The organism is Aeromonas sp. 603607, assembly GCF_049171595.1.
GTDB lineage: Bacteria > Pseudomonadota > Gammaproteobacteria > Enterobacterales > Aeromonadaceae > Aeromonas > Aeromonas veronii.
This window is the reverse complement of the sequence record NZ_JAAKOV010000019.1, coordinates 23,675-43,622: the sequence shown is the minus strand read 5'-3', so window position 1 is coordinate 43,622 and position 19,948 is coordinate 23,675. Positions and strand designations below refer to the sequence as shown.

Annotated in this window: 17 protein-coding genes; 7 read left to right on the top strand and 10 right to left on the bottom strand. The window is 59.5% G+C overall.

Annotation, left to right across the window (positions count from 1 at the left end; translation table 11 throughout):
- Nucleotides 1–50: 50 nt before the first annotated feature.
- From G5315_RS17055 to G5315_RS17040, 4 genes are all read left to right on the top strand, one after another.
- Nucleotides 51–548, top strand: coding sequence for a peptidylprolyl isomerase (locus G5315_RS17055; protein WP_005337417.1), 498 nt, complete (start codon nt 51–53; stop codon nt 546–548).
- Nucleotides 538–1,347 carry a DUF4269 domain-containing protein gene (locus G5315_RS17050; protein WP_421333518.1) on the top strand — a complete coding sequence of 270 codons (810 nt, stop codon included), beginning with the start codon at nt 538–540 and terminating at the stop codon, nt 1,345–1,347. The genes G5315_RS17055 and G5315_RS17050 overlap by 11 nt, the downstream gene beginning before the upstream one ends.
- Complete coding sequence (lpxH, locus tag G5315_RS17045; protein WP_421333516.1) at nt 1,344–2,099, top strand: UDP-2,3-diacylglucosamine diphosphatase; 756 nt, start codon at nt 1,344–1,346, stop codon at nt 2,097–2,099. The genes G5315_RS17050 and lpxH overlap by 4 nt, the downstream gene beginning before the upstream one ends.
- 297 nt (nt 2,100–2,396) lie before the next feature.
- Nucleotides 2,397–5,831, top strand: a complete 3,435-nt coding sequence (locus tag G5315_RS17040; RefSeq protein ID WP_421333515.1) for an ImpA family metalloprotease — start codon at nt 2,397–2,399, stop codon at nt 5,829–5,831.
- Between the two features lie 177 nt (nt 5,832–6,008).
- On the opposite strand, the gene nrfD is transcribed toward G5315_RS17040, so the two are convergent.
- From nrfD to pdsA, 4 genes are all read right to left on the bottom strand, one after another.
- Entirely contained in the window at nt 6,009–6,962 is a 954-nt protein-coding gene (nrfD, locus tag G5315_RS17035) for a cytochrome c nitrite reductase subunit NrfD (protein ID WP_421333513.1), read from the bottom strand.
- A 69-nt stretch (nt 6,963–7,031) separates the two neighbouring features.
- A complete protein-coding gene (gene netC, locus G5315_RS17030; RefSeq protein WP_421206413.1) occupies nt 7,032–7,700 on the bottom strand; it encodes an Nrf-like electron transfer protein NetC in 669 nt (222 codons plus the stop codon).
- Nucleotides 7,697–8,317 carry a cytochrome c nitrite reductase pentaheme subunit gene (gene nrfB, locus G5315_RS17025; protein ID WP_005346804.1) on the bottom strand — a complete coding sequence of 207 codons (621 nt, stop codon included), beginning with the start codon at nt 8,315–8,317 and terminating at the stop codon, nt 7,697–7,699. The genes netC and nrfB overlap by 4 nt, the downstream gene beginning before the upstream one ends.
- A 153-nt stretch (nt 8,318–8,470) precedes the next feature.
- Entirely contained in the window at nt 8,471–9,082 is a 612-nt protein-coding gene (pdsA, locus tag G5315_RS17020; protein ID WP_421206411.1) for a periplasmic diheme shuttle PdsA, read from the bottom strand.
- 246 nt (nt 9,083–9,328) lie between these two features.
- Here pdsA and G5315_RS17015 point away from each other — a divergent pair, with 246 nt between their 5' ends.
- Genes G5315_RS17015 through G5315_RS17005 form a run of 3 tightly spaced genes read left to right on the top strand, consistent with a single transcriptional unit; the run spans nt 9,329 to nt 14,440 of the window.
- Nucleotides 9,329–11,413, top strand: a complete 2,085-nt coding sequence (locus G5315_RS17015; protein ID WP_421206409.1) for an OmcA/MtrC family decaheme c-type cytochrome — start codon at nt 9,329–9,331, stop codon at nt 11,411–11,413.
- Nucleotides 11,414–11,468: 55 nt separating this feature from the next.
- Complete coding sequence (locus tag G5315_RS17010; RefSeq protein ID WP_421206407.1) at nt 11,469–12,443, top strand: DmsE family decaheme c-type cytochrome; 975 nt, start codon at nt 11,469–11,471, stop codon at nt 12,441–12,443.
- A gap of 11 nt (nt 12,444–12,454) precedes the next feature.
- Entirely contained in the window at nt 12,455–14,440 is a 1,986-nt protein-coding gene (locus tag G5315_RS17005) for an MtrB/PioB family decaheme-associated outer membrane protein (RefSeq protein WP_421333510.1), read from the top strand.
- 391 nt (nt 14,441–14,831) lie between these two features.
- Here the strand turns inward: G5315_RS17005 and G5315_RS17000 are convergent, their stop codons facing one another.
- The 6 genes from G5315_RS17000 to G5315_RS16975 form a co-directional block, all read right to left on the bottom strand.
- Entirely contained in the window at nt 14,832–15,587 is a 756-nt protein-coding gene (locus tag G5315_RS17000) for a substrate-binding periplasmic protein (protein WP_421333509.1), read from the bottom strand.
- Nucleotides 15,588–15,714: 127 nt separating this feature from the next.
- Nucleotides 15,715–16,470, bottom strand: coding sequence for a substrate-binding periplasmic protein (locus tag G5315_RS16995; protein WP_421252354.1), 756 nt, complete (start codon nt 16,468–16,470; stop codon nt 15,715–15,717).
- Between the two features lie 122 nt (nt 16,471–16,592).
- On the bottom strand, nt 16,593–17,339 hold the full coding sequence (locus G5315_RS16990; protein WP_005359739.1) for a substrate-binding periplasmic protein: 747 nt from the start codon (nt 17,337–17,339) through the stop codon (nt 16,593–16,595).
- Between the two features lie 71 nt (nt 17,340–17,410).
- The gene (locus G5315_RS16985; RefSeq protein WP_421333507.1) at nt 17,411–17,929 is read right to left on the bottom strand and encodes a GDYXXLXY domain-containing protein; all 519 of its coding nucleotides are present in this window, start codon (nt 17,927–17,929) and stop codon (nt 17,411–17,413) included.
- Nucleotides 17,926–18,930, bottom strand: coding sequence for a DUF4401 domain-containing protein (locus G5315_RS16980; RefSeq protein ID WP_421333505.1), 1,005 nt, complete (start codon nt 18,928–18,930; stop codon nt 17,926–17,928). The genes G5315_RS16985 and G5315_RS16980 overlap by 4 nt, the downstream gene beginning before the upstream one ends.
- Entirely contained in the window at nt 18,923–19,861 is a 939-nt protein-coding gene (locus G5315_RS16975) for a DUF2157 domain-containing protein (RefSeq protein WP_421333503.1), read from the bottom strand. The genes G5315_RS16980 and G5315_RS16975 overlap by 8 nt, the downstream gene beginning before the upstream one ends.
- Nucleotides 19,862–19,948: the final 87 nt, after the last annotated feature.

The window sequence follows — 19,948 nt, the reverse complement described above, 5'->3', positions numbered from 1 at the left end:
CCATACACCTGCGGGCACTTCGTCGTCCGCATCAAATGAAAGGACATATCATGGTCACTCTGCACACCAATCACGGCGACATCACCCTCACCCTGAACGCTGAAAAAGCCCCGGAAACCGTGGCCAACTTCCTGCAATACTGCCGTGACGGTCACTACGACAACACCATTTTCCACCGCGTCATCGACGGCTTCATGATCCAGGGCGGCGGCTATGCCCCGGGCTTTGAAGAGAAAGACACTCGCGCTCCCATCAAGAACGAAGCGGCCAACGGTCTCTCCAACAAGATCGGCACCATCGCCATGGCCCGCACCATGGAGCCGCACTCTGCCAGCGCCCAGTTCTTCATCAACGTGAACAACAACGACTTCCTCGACTTCAAATCCGCTACCACCCAGGGTTTCGGCTACTGCGTATTCGGTGAAGTGACTGCCGGTATGGACGTGGTCAACAAGATCAAGGGCGTCAAGACCGGTAACTACGGCCGCATCCACCAGGACGTGCCGGTAGAAGACGTGGTGATCACCAAGGTGACCCTTGCTGACTGATCTCTGCCGACTCGGCACTGACAAAACTGCGGCCCCGGCCGCAGTTTTTCCATCTGCCTCCTCCACTGCCAGCCCAAACTGGCGCCGCCTCGACTATCTGGCCCACGGAAACCCGCGCCAGCGCTCGGCCCATGTCCTGCTCACCGCCGGTGTGTGGGATGAGCTGGCAGCGCAGTGCGCCGATCTGGCGCTGGTGAGCACGCTGGCCATCGGCCTCGATCGGCCCGGCAGCGATCTCGATATTCTCTGCCAGCATGCTGATCCCGCCGAGTTTGCCGCGACGCTCGAAGCTCAAGGTTGGCTGGCGAGCCACAAGAGCGACAATATCTGGCTGCTGGAGCGCACCTTTTCCTGCCTCGACCAGCACTTTGCCGATAGTAGTGCCGATAACGGTTGTGATAACCGCACCACCAGCTGGCCGCTGGAGCTCTATGTCACCCCAGCTCCCATCGAGATGCAGAACGGCTGGCGCCACCTCACCTTGATGGCGGCCCTGCTAGAGCGTTTTGGTGATGCCTTCTACCGGGACGTGCTACGTCTGCGCCTTGAAGAGGGACTAAAAGGGGAGGCGGCCATGTGCCGGTTGCTTGGGCTGGCGGGAGATCCTTATGAAGCGCTGCTGACGCTGGAGGGACGCAATCTTGCCGAGCTGGCATGGCAGCCGCCATCCCGTGACGATATCCATACCTCAACTGGCGCGATGGCGCCCGCAGCGCACTATTCGTCCCCTGTTGTGTCTACTACCTCTGCCACCCCTGTTTGCCCTGTTTCGACCGAGAGCCCGACCCCCACATCATGAGCACCCTCTTTATCAGTGACATTCACCTCTCTGCCCAGCGGCCCGATATGACCGCGGCACTGGTGCGCTTTCTCGAGCACGACGCCCCCGGCGCCGATGCCCTCTATGTGCTGGGGGATCTCTTCGAATTCTGGGTTGGCGATGATGACCCCAATCCGCTCCATCAACAGATGGCCGATGCCTTCTTGGCCCTGAGCCAGCAGAACGTGCCCATCTACTTTATCCACGGCAACCGTGACTTTCTGCTGGGGCAGCAGTTTGCCAAGCGCGCGGGGATGACATTGCTGGGTGACCCCTGCGTCATCGACCTCTATGGGGAGCGGGTAGTGCTCAGCCACGGCGATCTGCTCTGCACCCTGGATGAGGGGTATCAGAAGTTTCGCCGCATCACCCAGCTGAAATGGCTGCGCTGGCTCTTTTTACGGCTGCCGCTTGCCCGCCGTCAGGCCATCGCCTGCAAGATGCGCGGCCAAAGCCAGATGGAAAATGCCCACAAGAGCCAGATCATCATGGATGTAACGCCCGCGGCGGTGGACGACACCCTGCGCGCCCACGACTGCCGGATGATGATCCACGGCCACACCCACAGACCCGCCATCCACGACTTCATCCTCGATGGCCACCCCGCGCGGCGTATCGTGCTGGGGGACTGGTTCGAGCAAGGCTCGGTGCTGGTCTGTCGCCCCGGCGAGCAGCAGCTGGAGATGCGGGCGCTGGCAACGATCGACCCCGCCGCTCATCCATCCCTCTGACATCCCCCCTGCGAGGGTTGCAGGCAAAACCTGCGGCCCAGCATCCCCTGTTAACCCGGTGAAGCGACTCATTACGGTGAGCTCAGGCTGGTATGGCCTGTGCTGATGGGGGGCTCGCCCCATCCCTATCGGTTCTGCTGCACCAGCAACACCAAATACGGCAAAAGCCGGCCAAAAAAACATCCAAGATGCTGAAAATAAAGCAAAATGACCATTCAATCAGCGTTGAAATAAGCAAGGCAGCTCATTAGACTACCGACTCCCCTACCCGTCGTAACACAAGGAACGTATCAGACAATGAAAAAGACGGTTCTCACTCCCTTACTGGCGCTGTTGATCACAGGCTGTGGCGGCGGTGATGGCGAACAGGAAGAGACCCCTATCCGCCCCCCTGTCACCCCCAACTATTTCGAGGCATCCAGCCAGAGCAGCGCGGGCGGACAGTTGAACCCCACCAGCCTGCGGTTGGCGGCGGGTGAACAGGGGAGCTTCTCGGTACAGGCTGACAGCGGTTACCTCCTGACCGGGATAAGCGGATGTGATGGCACCCTGGACGGCCTCACCTATACCACTGGCCCCATGAGCAGCGATTGCCAGATCTCGGCCAGCTTCACGCAGGAGAGTGCCGCCGTCTATTTCAACGCCACCACCCAAGCTTCTCAGGGGGGCGCACTCAGCCCCGACGCCCTGCGTCTGAACGCCGGTGAACAGGGCCGTTTCACCGTGCAGCCCGAGAGTGGCTTCGTGCTGGCGCAGATCGCTGGGTGTGAGGGCACACTGACGGGCAACACCTATACCACAGCACCCATGCGCGCCGATTGTCAGATCTCGGCTCGCTTTATCAGCGATGCCGCCAATGCGATTGCCCGGGAAGATCATACCCTTGCCAGCGAGCAATCCCTGATCGCCCATGCCCGTGCGGCGATTGCCGACAGTGAGACGCACCGCACTGAGCTGGTTCGCAGCCTCTATCACGGAATGGCACAGATCAGCTGGAACCCGAGCCACGACTCCATCACCTTTTCCAGCTTCCAACCGGAGAGCACGGTGACCCTGCTCCCCTCCAACATCAATGGCAAGGGGGAGAGCGAGATCCGGGGGCTGGTGATGGTCTCAGAGCAAGCCGATTACCGTCAGGCAGCCATGGGGGCGAACCTGTTTTCCGTTGACCGCACAGCGCAGAGCGAGGCGCTGCTCAAGGGGCTGATTGGCTGGCTGACCCGGGGCAAGGATAGCGATGGCCTGCGCATCCTCACCGCCCAGATGCCAAGCCGCACCGATAGCTGGTATTTTCCCCATAACGAAGGCGTGCGGGACTGGCTCAAGGCGATCTATCCCGACAAGCACAGCATCAACCCGGCCAATACCTGCGATTATCAGGCGTTGAGTGACTGCATCGATACCATGGCGCCGGAGCTTATCGTGATCAGCGATATCGACCGCCAGGGGCTGGGGTATCAGGGGATCGCACAGGGGATTGCCAAGGCCAAAGCGGCCGGGATCCCGCTGCTGCTCTCCAACTATCGGCGCGATGCCAGCCCGCTGCTAAGCCCCCTCTATCTCGATATGGGGCTGGTTACCTGGGGCAACTACTGGTCAAAACTCAGAGCCAGCGATCTGGCAGTGAACACCATCATGGCACCCGACGCCCAGCTGATGGCGGTCGATACCCTGCTTGGCAACCTTCTGGATCGCAACTTCACTACCCAGTGGCTCGATAGCTGCGGCGGCAACTTTATCAATTGCGGTGGCTCGGAGAGCTTCAACCAGCAGTTCAAGCTGGGTGCCGACTGGCTGAGAAATGGGGCCATCACCCTCGACAAGGCCGGGATCAGTCCCTTTGCCCGTGACGGCGTGACACTGTTGCCCGCCACCCTGCTGCTGGCCGACAAATACCGTGCCGCCATCGACTACCCGATTGCCTGGGATGAGCATCAATCCTGGCAGCAGGCGATGTTTGCCGACTGGCTGGTGAGCTATGCCCGCACCCGTACCCCGGCCCAGCCCGATCTGGGGGAGTACGTCACCGATCGCAACAAGGTGGTGAAGGGACAAGCGGCTCACTACGCCTATCCCGCAACGCTCACCGACAGTCGGCGCATTGCGGTTCCCTACAGCGGGCAGTGGACCACCACCGGCTGGTATGCCCTGCCGGGACAAACCATCACCCTGAGACGCACCGATAACGCCGATGTGTCCGCTACCGTCCGACTCAACTACCACAGGCCCAATACCAATCGCGCCTATGAGCAGAAGATCTATCGAGCCCCGCTGGAGCTGGCCACCGGGCGGCTGATCTTGGCCAAGGGGGGCAGTGTCACCTTCACCTCGCCCTATGGCGGCCCTATCTACCTCTATCTGGAAGGGGCGGCTGCATCGCTGGCCGTCCAGGTGAGCGCCACGGGCGTCACCCGTCATCCGGCCATCATGGATTTCAGTGATGAGCAGCAGATACGAGAGTTCAACGAGCGGCTGGAACAAACCGAGCTGCCCCATATCGATCTGCGGGCCGATGGCGCCGAACAGCATCTGCGCCGGGATCGCTTCACCAAGGCGGTGGGTGGCGTCATCCCCGACACCAATGCCCTGCTCGACAGCATCGCCCGGGATCACATCAATGGTGTCTACACCCTGGCGGGCCTGAAAATTCAGGGCAAGGGGCTCGATGAGTCGCTGCCTGCGGATGTTAAAAACGCCTGCGTGGCACTGTTGGGGGAGGGGTGTCTCGATGAATCGCTCCATACCCGCACCATCATCCAGCATGCCAACTATGACCAGAATGCCCATTGCGGCAGCGGTTGCAGCGGCAACCCGTGGGACTCTTCCGGCAGCATCAGCCCGACCGGCTGGCTCGACAATCACGAGCTGGGCCACAACCTGCAGACCAACCGGTTGAACGTGCAGTACGCTGCGGCAGGCGATGCCGACAACTGGAGTGGCTACGGGAGCCGGGCGGGGGAAAACTCCAACAACATCTTCCCTTATGTGGTGAAGTGGCGCGCCCATTATCTGAGGGATGGCAACACGGCGCCCATCAAGGATGGGCACATGAATCACAAGGATCTCTTCTATGTGTTCATGTCTGATGCGGCGCAGGTAAGGGACAGGAGTGGCAACCGCCTCGTGCTCGGGGCCAACTGCAAGGTGCTCGATACCGGCGAGAGTCGCTACGAAGCCCCCTGGAAGAGCAATGCCTACGCCGTCCACAACGGCTATCGCATGGCGTTTTATATCCAGATGGCATTGCGCGCCCACGGTATGATCCTGACTGATGGCACCCGGCTGAACGATGGCTTCACTCTCTTCACCCTGCTCTATCAGCATTCACGGATCTTCGGCGCGGCAGCCGACAGTGAAGTGCAGTGGAATGCCAGCAAGGATAGGCTCGGCTTTAGCCTGTTCCCCTACTCGGGGCATGCGGTCTATGGCGGCAAACGGGTGCGCGACATACCGGGCAATGACTTTATGCTGGTTGCACTCAGTCGGCTCACCGGTTGGGACTGGCGCAATCATTTCGATCTGCTCGGCCTGCGTTACTCAAGCCTCGCGGTCGCTCAGGTGCAGGCCAACCAGCGTTATGGCAGCCTGCCGATGGGGATGTATGTGCTGGAGGATGACCTGCCCCCAGCCAACATGAGCGAAGGCGTCACATTCCTGCCGCTCTCTGAAAGCGACGGATCCACCCTCTGGCCCCGCAACAGTGGCTCGCCAAGCGCCTGCCCAACACCCTGAATCCGGTCATCACGATAACCACAACAAGCGCCCGGCTGGGCGCTTGTTGTTTATCCGGCCTTTGGCCCCATGGTGGATGCCGAGAAGGTTGGGGAGTCTGCGTGGAGAAGAACGAGCCGAAAATGTGTAAGCCTGTGTAAGGACTAAACACATCTCTGGCCCATCCACGCAGCAATGTTACAGCACCGTCATCTGACCGGCATAGAGGATGAAGTAGCGCAGCAGCAAGATCCCCACCAGGCTCAGGCTGCAGACCAGCACCAGGTGGGAGTGCTGGTGCTGGCGAGCTGGCGAGCTGAACAGCCCCAACAGTTGGGGAAGCAGGATGCCTATGCCAATCACGCCAAACCAGAAGACCTGCGACCAGAAGCCGCCGCCTATGGCCGCCCACATCGCTGCCTCCCGCTGGCCGCCACCGAAGTAGAGGCCGGTGAAGAAGCAGACCAGCAAGAAGATCTCGATAGCCACGATGGGACGCTCGAAGCGGTGCACAAAGCTCACCCCCTTGCTATGGCCGCTCTCCTTGAACAGAGTCACCGCCAGCAAGATGGTGGAGGCGACCCCCGAGCTGATACCGGATACCAGAAACAGCGCCGGCAGGATCGGGTTGTTGAGCATGGGGTAGGTCTTGAGCGCCGAGAGCAGGAAGCCGGTATAGGCCCCCAGCAGTACGGCCAGCAACAACAGCAGGGGAGTAAGCAGTCGCTCGATCTGTGCCATCTTGCCTATCAGGGTATCGATGAAGGCGAACCTATCCGCCAGCAGGTGCCGCCGCAACCCCTCGATCTCGGCTCTGAAGACCACCGCCAGCCAGGCAAACAACACCGTCATATAGACCTGAAACAGCATGACCCCCATCGACATCACGGAATCGAACTGATAGTGGAACATCAGCTTCCAGAAAGTCCAGGGTCGCGCCAGGTGGAAGATGAGGATCAGCAGCCCCTGTATCACGCTGAGCGGGGCCAGAATGGCGGTCGCCCTGATGATGCCGCTCTCGCTGCCGGCCCCGCGCTGGCGCAACAGCACCGAGAGGGTGACTGAACCGGCGGAGATCCCCAGCAGAAAGAGGTAGATGGCGATGGGACCATCCCAGACCAGTGAGTCGAAGTGAAATGCGTTATGCCACATGGTACATACCTCCCGTTTCGCTACTCACCATCTGCAGAGGGATACCGTCATGATGCGGGTTATGAGGACTCATGATTTTACCTCCCCTTTCGGTACCCGATACATCTTGGGCGAGGTGCCGAGGAACTGTTTGTAGCGATAGGTGGTTTCATGCACCAGCCGTCTGGCGATCGGGCTGTGAGGATCATCCAGATTGCCGAACACCAGCGCCTTGGTAGGGCAGGCTTCGACACAGGCGGGTTGCTTGCCGTTGGCCAGATTGGTTTTGCGGCAAAAGTCGCACTTGTCGGCAATGCGGGTGACCGGGTTGATAAAGCGTACCTGATAAGGGCAGGCCGCCAGACAGTAGCGGCAGCCGACACAGAGATCGGGGTTAATGTCGACGATGCCATCCTCGGCCCGGATATGGGATGCACCCGTCGGGCAGACATGCACACAGGGGGCGTTATCACAGTGCTGGCAGGACTTGCGGAAAAACCGGTACTCCTGATCCGGATATTCACCCACAGGGCCGGAGCGCAGGATCTGCAGGCGGGCTACCCCTTGTGGCACCTGATTGACTTCCCGGCAGGCATCCATGCAGGCGGTACAACCGATGCAGGCTGTCTCATCGTGGATCATGCCGTAGCGCCCCCCCCCGATGGTCATGCTGTTGGCCAGGGCGCGGGGCGACCCCGTCATCAGGATCAAGGCGCTGGCACTCATCCCCACCATAAACTCGCGACGGGTCGTGCTCATGCGCCCTCCTTGGCCGCGGCTTGCTGCCTGGCCTCATGCTGCTTGCTGTGGCAGTCGACGCACAGCTTGATGCGGGCCTTCTCGGGGATGCCGACCATGGGCTCTTTGGCCGGGTGCAACTGATGGCAGCTGGTGCAGGTCACGCGAGTCGCATGCACGTCGTGAGCCCACAGCGCCTTGCGCAGATCATCGGGCTCATGGCAGCTCATGCAGACGCCGTTTTGCTGGCTGAGCGGGAAGGCATCGTCGCCAAAGCGCATCACGTCGACAATGCCGCCACGCTGTTTGCGGTGCTGGGCTGACGGGTTGCCGTGACAGTTGGTACAGGTCACCGCTTCATTGGTATTGGGGTTGGTGACGCTGGCATGCTTGCCATGCATCCCCTCGTTTCCGTCGTGGCACTTGTCACACTTGGCGAAACGGGCGGCCGCTTTTTTCTCGGCTGCGGCTTTCTTCGCGGCTTTGGCCTGGCGTGCGGCCAGTGCATCGGCGGCACTGCTATCGGCCACAGTGCTGACGGCAGCAGACGCTGGTTCGACGGCGGTCGCTGCGAGGGCAAACTCGCTTGCACCCAGACAGATCGTGGCAAGCAAGGCCCACTGCATTATTTTTTTCATACTGGACTCCGGATCAAAGAGGTTCAGCGGCGTTATCCACCCCCTGACAAGAAAAAGAGCGACAAATACCTCCCAAAATGCCAGAAACGGGCAAGAGTCCCCCACCCACGACAGAGTGGGGGCTTGATCAATGGATAAACCTGACCGCTTTGGTTATTGCTGGCTGGCGTAGTACTCGGCCAACGCCTGGAGATCGGCATCACTCATGGCAATGATGGCGTTATTCATCTTCTCGTCATTGCTGCGCTTGCCGGCCTTGAACTCTTGCAGGGCCATCAGTATGTAACCTTTTGGCTGACCGGAGAGGATGGAGGCTTCATCGTCGGCAACGGAGCCACCTTCGGAGTGACACTTCTTGCAACCAGACTCTTCATGCAGTTTTTGCCCGGCTTTGGCCAGTGCGGCATCGAACGGCTGCTTCATCGGCTGGTAGGGCAGTTCGGCATAGTAAGCTGCCAATTCGTCGATCTGATCGTCGCTAAGACCCTTAACAATGTCGGTCATGTTTCCCTGTTTGCTGGTGTCACCGGTGACATGATTAACGGTCTTAGCAGGGCGGCCATCCAGGTAACTTCGCATCTGCTCCGCAAGATTAGATTCTGCTATTCCGGCGATTGTCGGAATATTTGTATGTGAGCTGATCCCCTGATTACCGTGACATGCGTTACATGTTTTGGCCATCTCGTCGACCCCGGCAAAGGCTGGCCCAATTGAACCAATCAACAGAGATAACCCCACCACTTTCCATTTCATGCTTCGCTTCATTTTGCACTCCTTTTGACATAAAAATCGCAAAAGACAGCTTATACCGTTTTTTTATTCGAAAAAGTGGGCTTAGTCCCGCTTTTGAGACTTCTGTCAACGTCGAGAGCCACATAAACCTTATAATTCGGATGGAAATGGTTTTTGACCAAAGCGGGGCTCAAAAGGCTTCAATGTTGCATGTTTTTGGGACTTTTCTGACACAGCTCATACATGAAATAAAAAATCCGATAAAAAAGGATAAACAAGATGAAATACTGGAAAGCGCTGGTGGCAGCTGCAATGGTGCTCACCCTCTCGGCCTGTGGTGGCGGGGGGGATGGCAGTGACAAGAGTGAGCCACCCACCCCTCCTCCAGGAACCCCTGGATCTCTGATTATCTCGGCGTCGACACCGGTTCTCACCCCGGATGGTCAGCTCTCGGTACAGTTCAACGTGACGGACAAACAGGGCTCGGGTTACGACCTGGGCGCTACGATCCCCTCATTCACCCTCAACAAGGTGATCCCCGGCCGCGATGCCACACGTGAAGACCCGGCCATCTGGAAGAGTTTTATCTACCGTTCCGGCAAAGCCACCAGTGAAAACAGCGGCAAGCTGGAGTCACTGGGCAATGGGCAATATCGCTACACCTTTGCTATTAACCCCACCACCGTGTCGGATCCCTATCCTGCTGATTCACAGAGCAACAATGGCGTGATTAGTTGGGATGAAACGGCGACTCATCGTGTGGGTATCTTTTTTGGTGGCAGTAACAATGTCCCCGTCACCAACTATGTGCTGGACTGGGTGCCGGCTGGGACGCGCGCCGCTTTGACCCGGGATATCGTGGATCAGAGCAGTTGTAACAGTTGTCACATGAAGCAAGCGATCAAACACGTGGATCGCGCTGACCCCAAACTCTGTGTCACCTGTCACAACGAGAGCAATCCGGCCATTGCTACCCGCCGCTCTCTGACGACCATAGTGCACAAGTACCATGGCAATCTGGATAGTACGGATACCAAGACGGTCAGCCACTTCCCGCAAGACTCGCGCAACTGCGATACCTGTCACAAGGACGCCACGCCAGCCACCCTCAATGCCGGTAACTGGCAACAGGCCCAGGAAAAAGCGTGTGGTGCCTGTCATGCCGATTCAACCAGCTCCACAGGTTTTGATGCTCACATCACTGGCAAGATAAACAGTGGCGCAGTCTGCACCCAGTGCCATGGCGCTGATCCGGCCAGCAGCAAGTCCCCCTACATGGTCCACCTGGGTTACATGGCCAACGAGGCGATTGGACGCGACAAGCTGCAGTTCACGTTCGATGACGTTCGCTATGCCGCTCCCAATATCGAGATCGAACTGACCGTCACCGTCGACGGTACGCCGGCCGAGAGCGTTAATGACGTGCTTAAATATGTCAAAGATGGCAATCCGGCCATTCTGGTCAATTGGGATCAGGGCCAGGGATTCGAGCTGGCCACCACCAACCCGCAGACTTTCGCCACTGGCAACAAGATCGAGTTCAGCAAGTGTGTCAGCCAGGGCACAGGTCGCTTCCTGTGCAGCAAAGAGACAGGCAACGAGGTCAACGGCACCCTGGCCGCGACCATCGCCGATCTGAGAGTCTGTGTGGCGCGTAAAGCCGATCGCAACGGGGCGTTTGCCGCAGGGGATCTGCTGCCTTGCAGCGGCACTGCCAGCGCACTCTCCCTGATCGCCATCAATCCGGTCAACGCCTACTTCCGTGCCGAAGGGGGCATCGACAGCAGCTATCTGCTCAAGGCCGGAGCCGATCTCGCTTCCTGCAACAGTTGTCACAAGGATCTGGCAGTCCACATGAGCAATCATGCGGCCAAGGATATGAGCCAGTGCACCAGTTGCCACAACGCGACCCGTACCTCGTTCTATGCGGGGGTTCCGGGGGACCTGAAATATCACGTCCACTCCTTCCACGCGCTGGGCGCCAAACATGGGGGAAGTGCTACCTTCCCGGGCGATATCGGCAACTGCGAGTCCTGTCATACCCAGGGGCAATACAACCTGCCCAACCAGCAGAACGCGCGCCCCTCTCTGGTCGCCACCACGGCTGACAACAAACAGCCCAAATACTTCAGCCCGGTGCTGGTGGTCTGCTCCAGCTGTCACCTCAAATCACCGCTGGGGTTGGTCAAGCCGGATAGCCCGGTGGCAGGGGATGAGTGGGCTACCCACATGAAGAATAACGGCGCCGTCTTTGGTGCAGAGACGATCGAAGCCGCAACCGGTGTTGAACAGTGTGCCTCTTGCCATGCCGTCGGGCAGGAGCAGGGGGTCGACAAGGTTCACAAGGTCTACGACTTCCGTTGATGAAATCCTGCGGTCAGGGGGTAACCCCTGGCCCTTCGCCGTTGAAGGAAACAAGATGAAAAAGACCATCTCGCAGTGGTTATTGGCTGGCATACTGGCCCTGAGCTGCCTGTCAGCCTGGGCCGGGAGCGATGCCGCGCAACCCGCTGGCGATGCAGATCCGCGCCTCCGGGTGGAATTGGCTCTGGACAAGAAATTTGATCAGGGGAAATACTCCCCGAAGGGAGCAGATACCTGCCTCAAGTGCCACGATTCAGATTCACGCAAACCCGCGACCGGCATATTCCACAGTGTGCACGGCAATCTGGGCAACCAGAATGGCCCCATGGCCGACCGGCAGTGTGAAGCTTGTCATGGTCCGGCAGGTAACCACACGCGCAATCCTCGCAAAGGAGAGAAACGGGAGCCGATGATCACCTTTGGTCCCGATTCACCTGTGCCGGTCGAGAAGCAGAACAGCGTCTGTCTCTCCTGTCACACCGATACCAACCGGATGGGCTGGCATGCCAGTGTTCATGCGGTGGAGGATCTCTCCTGTACCAGCTGCCACACATTGCACCAGGCCAAGGATCCGGTGATGGACAGCAAGAAACAGGTCGAGACCTGTGCCAGCTGCCATGCCGCAGAGAAATCGGATCTGCACAAGCGCACCAGTCATCCCATCCTGAATGGCGAAATGCCCTGCTCCAGTTGCCACAACCCGCACCAGTCACAAAATGAGGCCAGTCTGAAACAGCCGACCGTCAACGAGAGCTGCTACGAGTGCCATGCCGAGAAGCGGGGCCCCTTCCTGTGGGAGCACGAGCCGGTGACCGAGGATTGCTCCCTGTGTCACAGCCCCCACGGCTCCATCAATCAGGCGCTGCTCAACAAGCGCGTTCCCCAGCTGTGTCAGGAGTGTCACAGCGCCCCCCATGCCAACGTGTCCATCCCAGAGGGGGATCTCAAGGTACGTGGCGGCAGTTGCCTGAATTGTCATAACCAGATCCACGGGACCAACCATCCGAATGGGCAGTCCCTGCGACGTTGAGGAGAGATGTCATGAAACAATCAACACTTTGGCTCTCCTTGCTGACCATCTTCTCGGCCCATGCCGCCGAGGAGTCGCTGGCTGTCGAGGATTACTCTCTGCAATCGGCCAAGGAGGCCAAAACCGCACGCTGGCGCTGTGCATCCTGTGAAAGCGAGAGTGGCTGGTTTGGTGAGGTGGGGCTGGGCACAGGCTACATCAACGATGATGGCGCGACCCGTTTTCGCAACTGGGTGCCCGCCGTCAACGATACCGGCATGCTGGGGATCTTCAACGCTGACCTGCAGTATCGGGGGGAGGGATCCCGTTATGGGGCACTCGAGGCCAGGGATCTCGGAATGCGCCGTTTCAGCATGGCACTGGAGCAAGGGTACTATGATGGCGCGCGCGCCAAAATTGGCTACTCCGAAACCCCCTTCTACTGGAACAGCCATGGCAAGAGCGTCTATCGCCCTGACGATACACCGATGACGGCTGGCGCTCTGGCCGAATTTGACAAGGAGGTGGTCCGCAAGAAGCTGACCATGGGGCTTGCCTATACCCCCAAGAGCCCATGGCGCCCTTATGCCGATTTCTCTTATGAGAAAAAAGAGGCAACGCTGGCCACTTATCAGTCCAGCATCCCGGGGATAGGCAGCATGCCGGGCTTTGTACCCAAGCTGGTCGATGGCAGCAGTACCACCCTGGTCAAGAGTGGCATCAGCTACCTGGGTGAAGGCTGGCTGGTTGATCTGGCCTACAACGGCTCACTCTATCGCAACGAGGAGACCGCATTCTATTTCGGTTCGGCCAGCGACCCCTATGCCAATGAGCGGGCTTACGAACCCGACAACAGCTTCCATCAGGTCAGTTTGTCCGGCCAGTACAACTGGGACAGGCAGAGTCTGAGCGGTCGCATTCTCAGCAGCCGAACAACGTCGGATGGCAATCTAGCCGCCTTCCGGCAGGTGCCGATCACCCGGAGCGATTTCCACGGTGAGATCGATACCATCCAGACCAATGCCAAATGGGTGGGGCGTTTTGGCCGGGATTTGACTCTGCGGGCCGGGGGCGAATACCGGGATCGGCAGGACAACTCGGACAAGCAGGTTGTTATTGGCAAACAACGGCAGCCGGGGGATCGTTCTCACAGTAAAGCCAATCTGGAAGCGGATTACCGCCTGAGTCGATCGGTCAAGGTAACCGGGGGTTACCAGTATCGTGCCGATGAACGGGAGTACGCGGATCGTCGCAAGACGGATGAGCAGACATTGTTCCTCAAGAGTCGCTATCGCCCGGTGGGCGATCTGCAACTGGGGGGCAAACTCTCCTGGAGCACCCGGGATGGCTCTGAGTGGAAAAATAACAACCCCAATGTCAGCCCGACCTTGCGCCAGTTCTATCTGGCCAATCGTGACAGGTTCGAACTGCGCGGCGATCTGCAGTATGCCTTCAGCGAGCAGTTAAGCTCCTCGCTGGAAGGGTGGTGGGCACGGGCCAACTACCCAGAGCCCGACATCGGACTCAGTGAAGGGGAGGATTACGGTATCGATCTGACCCTTAACCAGCAGTTTGATGAGAACCTCAGTGGCCATCTCTTCAGCAACGTACAGTGGATCACCTCAAGCCAGAACCATGCCTACACAGGTGCCCCGGACTGGGATCCCTATTCGACCCGGGTTCGTGACCAAATCACTACTCTGGGAGTGGGTCTAAGCCAGAAGAAGGCGTTTGATTTGGCGCTGGAACTGGGGGTGGATTACAGCTTCTCCTATGGCCGTGGCCAGACAGATGCCAGCAAGGGTTATGACTACCCCGACCTGACCAGCAAGCAACACCGTCTGGAAGGCTATGCCCTCTATCAGCTCGACGAGAAGCAGTCACTGCGCTGGGATATGCGCTACGAGTTCTACCACGATGTGGACTACCTCTACACCGGTGAGGAGTACAGCATGGGTCATGTTAACCAGAACTATAACGGTTACTTCACCGCTATCTCCTGGCTCTACAAGTTCTAACGCCGCAAGTGCCACAAGGGGAGCCTGGCTCCCCTTTTTCATGCCCGGCACAGACACCCGAATGCGGATAGCAATTGATGCCTGGATGCCGCGAGGCATGTTGCTATCTAATTGATTTTCTATATTTCAGATCTTCCCAGCAGCTGGGTTGCGTGGCGGCACTGCGACGTTAGGCCGCTGATCTTGTGTGGCGCCGAACGGGCCGATCGGTTGATGGTGGGCGACAAGTGGCGGGTGTGAATGGCGCCGTCGTGGGGCTCGATATCGAACAGCTTATCGCCCTTCACAAGGTGGCTGCTGCTGTGCTGGTACGTGGCCAGGTGAGAGCAAACGGTAAAAAGCGAAGGGGCCCGCAGCGAACCCCTTGTTGTTGGCGCTTTTCGCTGCGCCGCTATTTGGCGGCGGGGGCAGGGAAGTATTTGCTGTGCAGCAGCGGGTATTCACTGCTCGCCAGCACCTGGGTCAAGCCGGTCTGGAACTCTTTGACCAGTTCGTCGCTTACCGGATGGCTGAAGGCGAAGCAGAACTGCTCCGAGCTCAGCACCCACTGCTCCTTGAAGCGGGCGGGATCGAGTTTTTGTTCGACGATCAGCTGCTCCATGGTGGTCTTGTTGGTGGAGACCAGATCGACCCGGCCGGAGGTGAGCATCTTGAGCGCCTGTGCCAGCCGATTGGCGGCCATCAGTTTGGTCTCGTCAAAGCCGTTGTTGAGCAGCAGTTGCTCTCCCACATCGGCCCGCACCGCCCCGATATTGAACGCCTTGGCATCGTCGAGCTTGGTGATGGTGATATTGCGATCGGCCAGCCCCACCAGCACGATCTCGGCATACCCGATGGGGCAGGCCCACTTGAACAGGGGATCCCGCGCCTGGGTGCGGGCGGTGGAGAAGAGCACCGCATTGGGTTTTTGGGTCAGCAGGTAGTAACCACGTGCCCAGGGCATGATGGTGATGGGCTGCGCCGGTGTATTGGTCTTTTTCCATACCAGTTGCAGCAGCTCGACTGCGAGGCCGGTGGGGGCGCCACTGGCATCGGCGTAGTTGTAGGGTTTGTACTCTTCGGTAATGTAGTGAAGCTTTGCCAGCTCGGGGCTGGCGTTGGCAAAGGAGGTAACAAGCAGTGTGGCCAACCCGATCCATGGTTTCATTTCTCTATCCTGCTCAAGGGAATACCTATGCTCAATTGTGACCAAGCCGGATGATTTCGCCAAGGCGGGTTTGCAGTTTGGCAAAAAGTGCAGGAGGCCGCCGGCATGTTGTGCTGTGTTGCGAGGGTCAGAGAGACTGGCGCAGTGGCAGGTATTTGGCTTGCAGTTGCGAAAATTGAGGGGAGGCCCGGGCACGATCCAGAGCTTGTTGAAAGCGGCTTATATCCCTGTCTGGCACCTGACGGCTAAAGGCATAGCAGAGTGGCTTGCTGTCGAGCACAAAGGCCACATTGAAGTCATTCAGATCCATGTTGAGGTCCTTGAGGGTTTGATAGCCGACCAGCTTGTTGGTAGCAAAGAGATGGGTACGGCCCGAGGCGAGCATTTTTGCCGCCTGGCTGAGACGGTTTGCCTCGACAAGGTTGCTTTCATCCAGACCCCGCTCCTGCAACAGCTGACTCGATACGGTCGAGCGCACCACCGCAATCTTGTATTGTTTCATTTGTTCGGCAGAGACAAGGGTCAGCTTGTCAGCTGCGCGGCCAAGCAGCACAAAGTCCGAGTTGTCGATGGGGCAGGCCCACTTGAAAAGCGCTTCCCGTTCGGGTGTCCGTGCGGTGGCAAACAGCACCACATTGTGCTTGCTGCTTAGTTCTTTGTAGCCGCGGGCCCACGGCAGAATGCGTATTGGTTGGGGAGAAAGGTCACTATATTGCCAGATCATCTGCAGCAGTTCGACGGCAAGGCCGGTGGGCTGACCCTCTGCGTCACTGAAGTTAAAAGGCGGGGAGATTTCGGTGCAGTATTCGAGCTTGTCCAGATCTGCACGGGCAAAGCTGGCCCACAGAAGGAGTAGGATGTGGGAGAGATGCCATGTCCGCATGGAAGAGATCCTTCACTATATCGACGATGCCAAACAGTGTGACGGCTCGAGTTCGCAATAGCCAGCTCCTTGACGGGCAACCATAGTGCGACTGAGGGGGCCATTCCAGCTGCAGCCGAGAGTCAGCGCACCGGCAGGTATTTGGCCTGCAATTTGCGAAACTCCTCCGAGGCGAGGGCGCGGGTCAGGCCCTGCTGAAAGAGGGTGATTTCGCTGTCTGGTACTTGACGGCTGAAGGCGTAGCAGAGCTGCTCGGCGCTCAGCACCATGGCCACGTTGAAGTCGTCGCTGCTCAGCTTCAGTTCGCGAATGGCGTCATATCCCGCCAGCTTGCTGGTGGCGAGCAGGTCGGCGCGGCCGGAGAGCAGCATCTTCAACCCCTGCGACAGGCGGTTGGCCGGGATGATGTTGTTGTCATCCATGCCGTTGTTGAGCAGCAGCTGTTCGGCGGCATCCGAGCGCACCGCGCTGATCTTGTATTGGCTCATCTGATCGAAGGCGGTCAGGGTGATGTTCTGCGCTTTGCGGCCGAGCAGTATGTACTCCGAGTAGCCGATGGGGCAGACCCACTTGAAGAGATCCTCCCGCGCCTGGGTGCGGGCGGTGGAGAAGAGCACCACGTTGGGCTTCTGGGTTAGCAAGTAATAACCTCGCGCCCAGGGCAGGATACGCACCGGCTGGGGTGTCACGCCGCTGTGTTGCCAGATCATCTGCAGCAGATCGACCGCAAGGCCGGTGGGCTGGCCTTGCGGATCGCTGAAGTTGTAGGGGGGGTACTCTTCGGTGAGGTACTCGAGCTTGCCCAGATCAGCCCGGGCCGTCGAGGCCCAGCAGAGCAGCAACAGATGACAGATCAGCCATATCCTCATTGGGAACATCCTTAGCGATCAACCTTCCCTTGAGTGTGACCATGAACAGAGTAAATAGCCACTCACTGCCGTTACCAGCGGGCGCGGATCTGCCCGATGGGTTGGTAGGCCTCATCCCGCAGCCCTACCAGCAGGGTCTTGCCATCCGCTTGCAGCCGGAACTCGCCGTAGCGGGCCGTTTCGTATTGCTCCCCCGTGCCCTCTTCAAAGAAGTAGGCATCGGGGCCAATCTGCCACTGCCGCTCGCTCTGGTGCACCTGCAATAGCCGCTCATCGCTGGCGAGTCGATCCGGTTTGCCATCGACCACCAGAGTGGCTACCTGATGGGCATCGAGGCGGATCACCAGGGTGTCGCTGCCCTTGTCTTGATTAGCTCTGGCGTCGCGGCTGGTCAGCTCGCGGGCAATTTCATAGTTGAGCCGCATGTAATCCCCCTGCATCAGGGAGCGGGGATCGACCGGAGCGAGCCGCAGCAGCACCACTTCGCCGCTGCTCATGGCGTACTCATAGCGCCAGACTGTGGCATTGATGCCCGCCAGGATGGCGAGGCCGCTCAGCAACAGGGCGAGCTGTCGGGTCACAGGTTTCATGAATCGCTCCTTGCCGCGAAGGTGGTGAGCAGCTGGCGGGCCCCCAGCAGCAGGATGCCGGAGCCAAGCAGCAGCCAGGATTTGGTCATCAGGGTGAGCCCCAGATCGTAGTAATAGAGCGAGCCATAGCCGAGCAGCAGCAGGGCCGAGAGGGTCATCAGCCCCAGACTGCCGGCATAAAACCCGAGGATCAGCACCAGTGCGCCTGCCCCCATGCCGGGGATAACGGCGCTGATCAGCACCAGCGGCAGGCCAAACAGCAGAGGGAGCTTGAGCTTCACCATCACCGCCAGCAGCAGGGCGGCGCAGAGCAGGGGATTGAGCCAGAGCGGCAGGCGGGACAGCCCCAGTTCGTCCAGCACGCTGCTGCCGCCATCCCACAGCGGATGGTGCAGACGGCCCAGCACCAGCAGGGAGAGGGCCAGCCCCAGCGTGATGGAGTGGTAGAGCTGGTGGCGCTCTGGATCCCTATCTGCCCGCAGCCAGCAGAAGGTGATGGCCGCCATCACCAGCGGCAGGGCCAGCAGTTGCAGCCCGAGGCAGGCGAGGCCAAGAGTGAGCAGCAGTGCCGCCGCCACGCTGTGAAACAGCCGCACCAGCCAGTGATCGAACAGCATGGCGATGGCAAGGGAGAGCAGGCACAACCCAAACCAGAGCAGGGCGTGATGAAGATCAAGCTGATCGAGCAGGCCATAGAGCAGCCAGGCATCAGCCGCCAGGGTGAGGGCCAGCACGAACTGATCCCAGAGATCGCCGCTTTGGCTGCGATTGAGGGCGTAGGCCCCCGCCAGCAGCACGGCCCCGAGCAGCAGGGCACTGTTGGCCTCGCGGGTCAGCTGCTCGAAGGTGAGAAACAGGAAAAAGAGCAGGAACAGGGCGGCAATCCAGCCCACCAGCCCGAGCAGAAAGCGGCTCGACCAGTGGGGTTGGGTATCACGGGGCTGATCCCCTTCCACCAGATTGGCCTGTTGCAGTGCTTGCCAAAGGGTCAGATCACTCATGAGACCTCCGTTGTTGTTGCAGCCAGCGGGCGGCGGTGACAGAAAGGCCGATGGCAATCAGGCTCAGCAGCAAGAAGCCGTTGATGTCGGGCTCCATCCACTTGCCCAGCGCCGCGAGGATGACGGCAATCAGACTGAGGCTCCCCATGGCGAGTCCGGCGATAAATCTGTGATGCCACAAGGCATAGGCGGTGGCGAGCCAGCCAAGCCAGAGCGGCCACACCAGCGGGGAGGCGGCATCAAACAGCGCCAGCAGGGTGAGCAGGGTGGCTCCCAGACCGGCGGCAAGGCCCGCCAGCCAGCTTGGCATCAGGCGCCAGCGGTTTGGTGCCAGCAGAAGCAGACCCCAGAGGGCGGCGTTGAGCAGGGTCAGGCACCAGCCCAATCCCTCTTCATCGAAGGTAAAAAAGAACGTGAACAAACCGAGCCGCCAGTAGAGCACCAGCGCCAGCTGACCGAGCAGCCAGCTTAAGGTCCAGAGCAGGGGGCTTTGGCCAAATACCGCCAGCGGCACCAGCATCAGCGCCCAGGTGGCGAACAGCTGCCAGGGATCGGCGCCGGTCTGGTAGGTCTGACCCACCAGCGCCAGCAGGGCGCCGATATTGAGGGCGATAGCGAGCAGCAGCGCCTGACGGGGGGTATCCCCCAGCGGTTTGCGCCACAGCAGAAGCAGCATGGCGAGCAGCGGCGCCTCCAGCAGGGCGAGGCGGGAGACCCGGCCCAGCTCCTGCCAGTTGAAGGCGACGAAGAAGATGAGGCCAGCCCCGATACAGATGGCGCCGAGCCAGAGCAGCAGCCGGTCAAACAGCCACTGCCAGCGCGCCGGATGGGGGGGAAGATCGGCGAGGGTCAGGGCGTCTACCAGCTTCTCTGGCGCCAGCCGTCCCTGTTTGACCCATTCGAGAAGCGTCTCTCTTGATACGTTGTGCATGGGGGGACTCCACGAGGTTTGCCCCATTATGGCATGAGGCACCCGCAACCGTGCACTGCCCCTTAGCTCTACGGCTGGTGGTGCGAC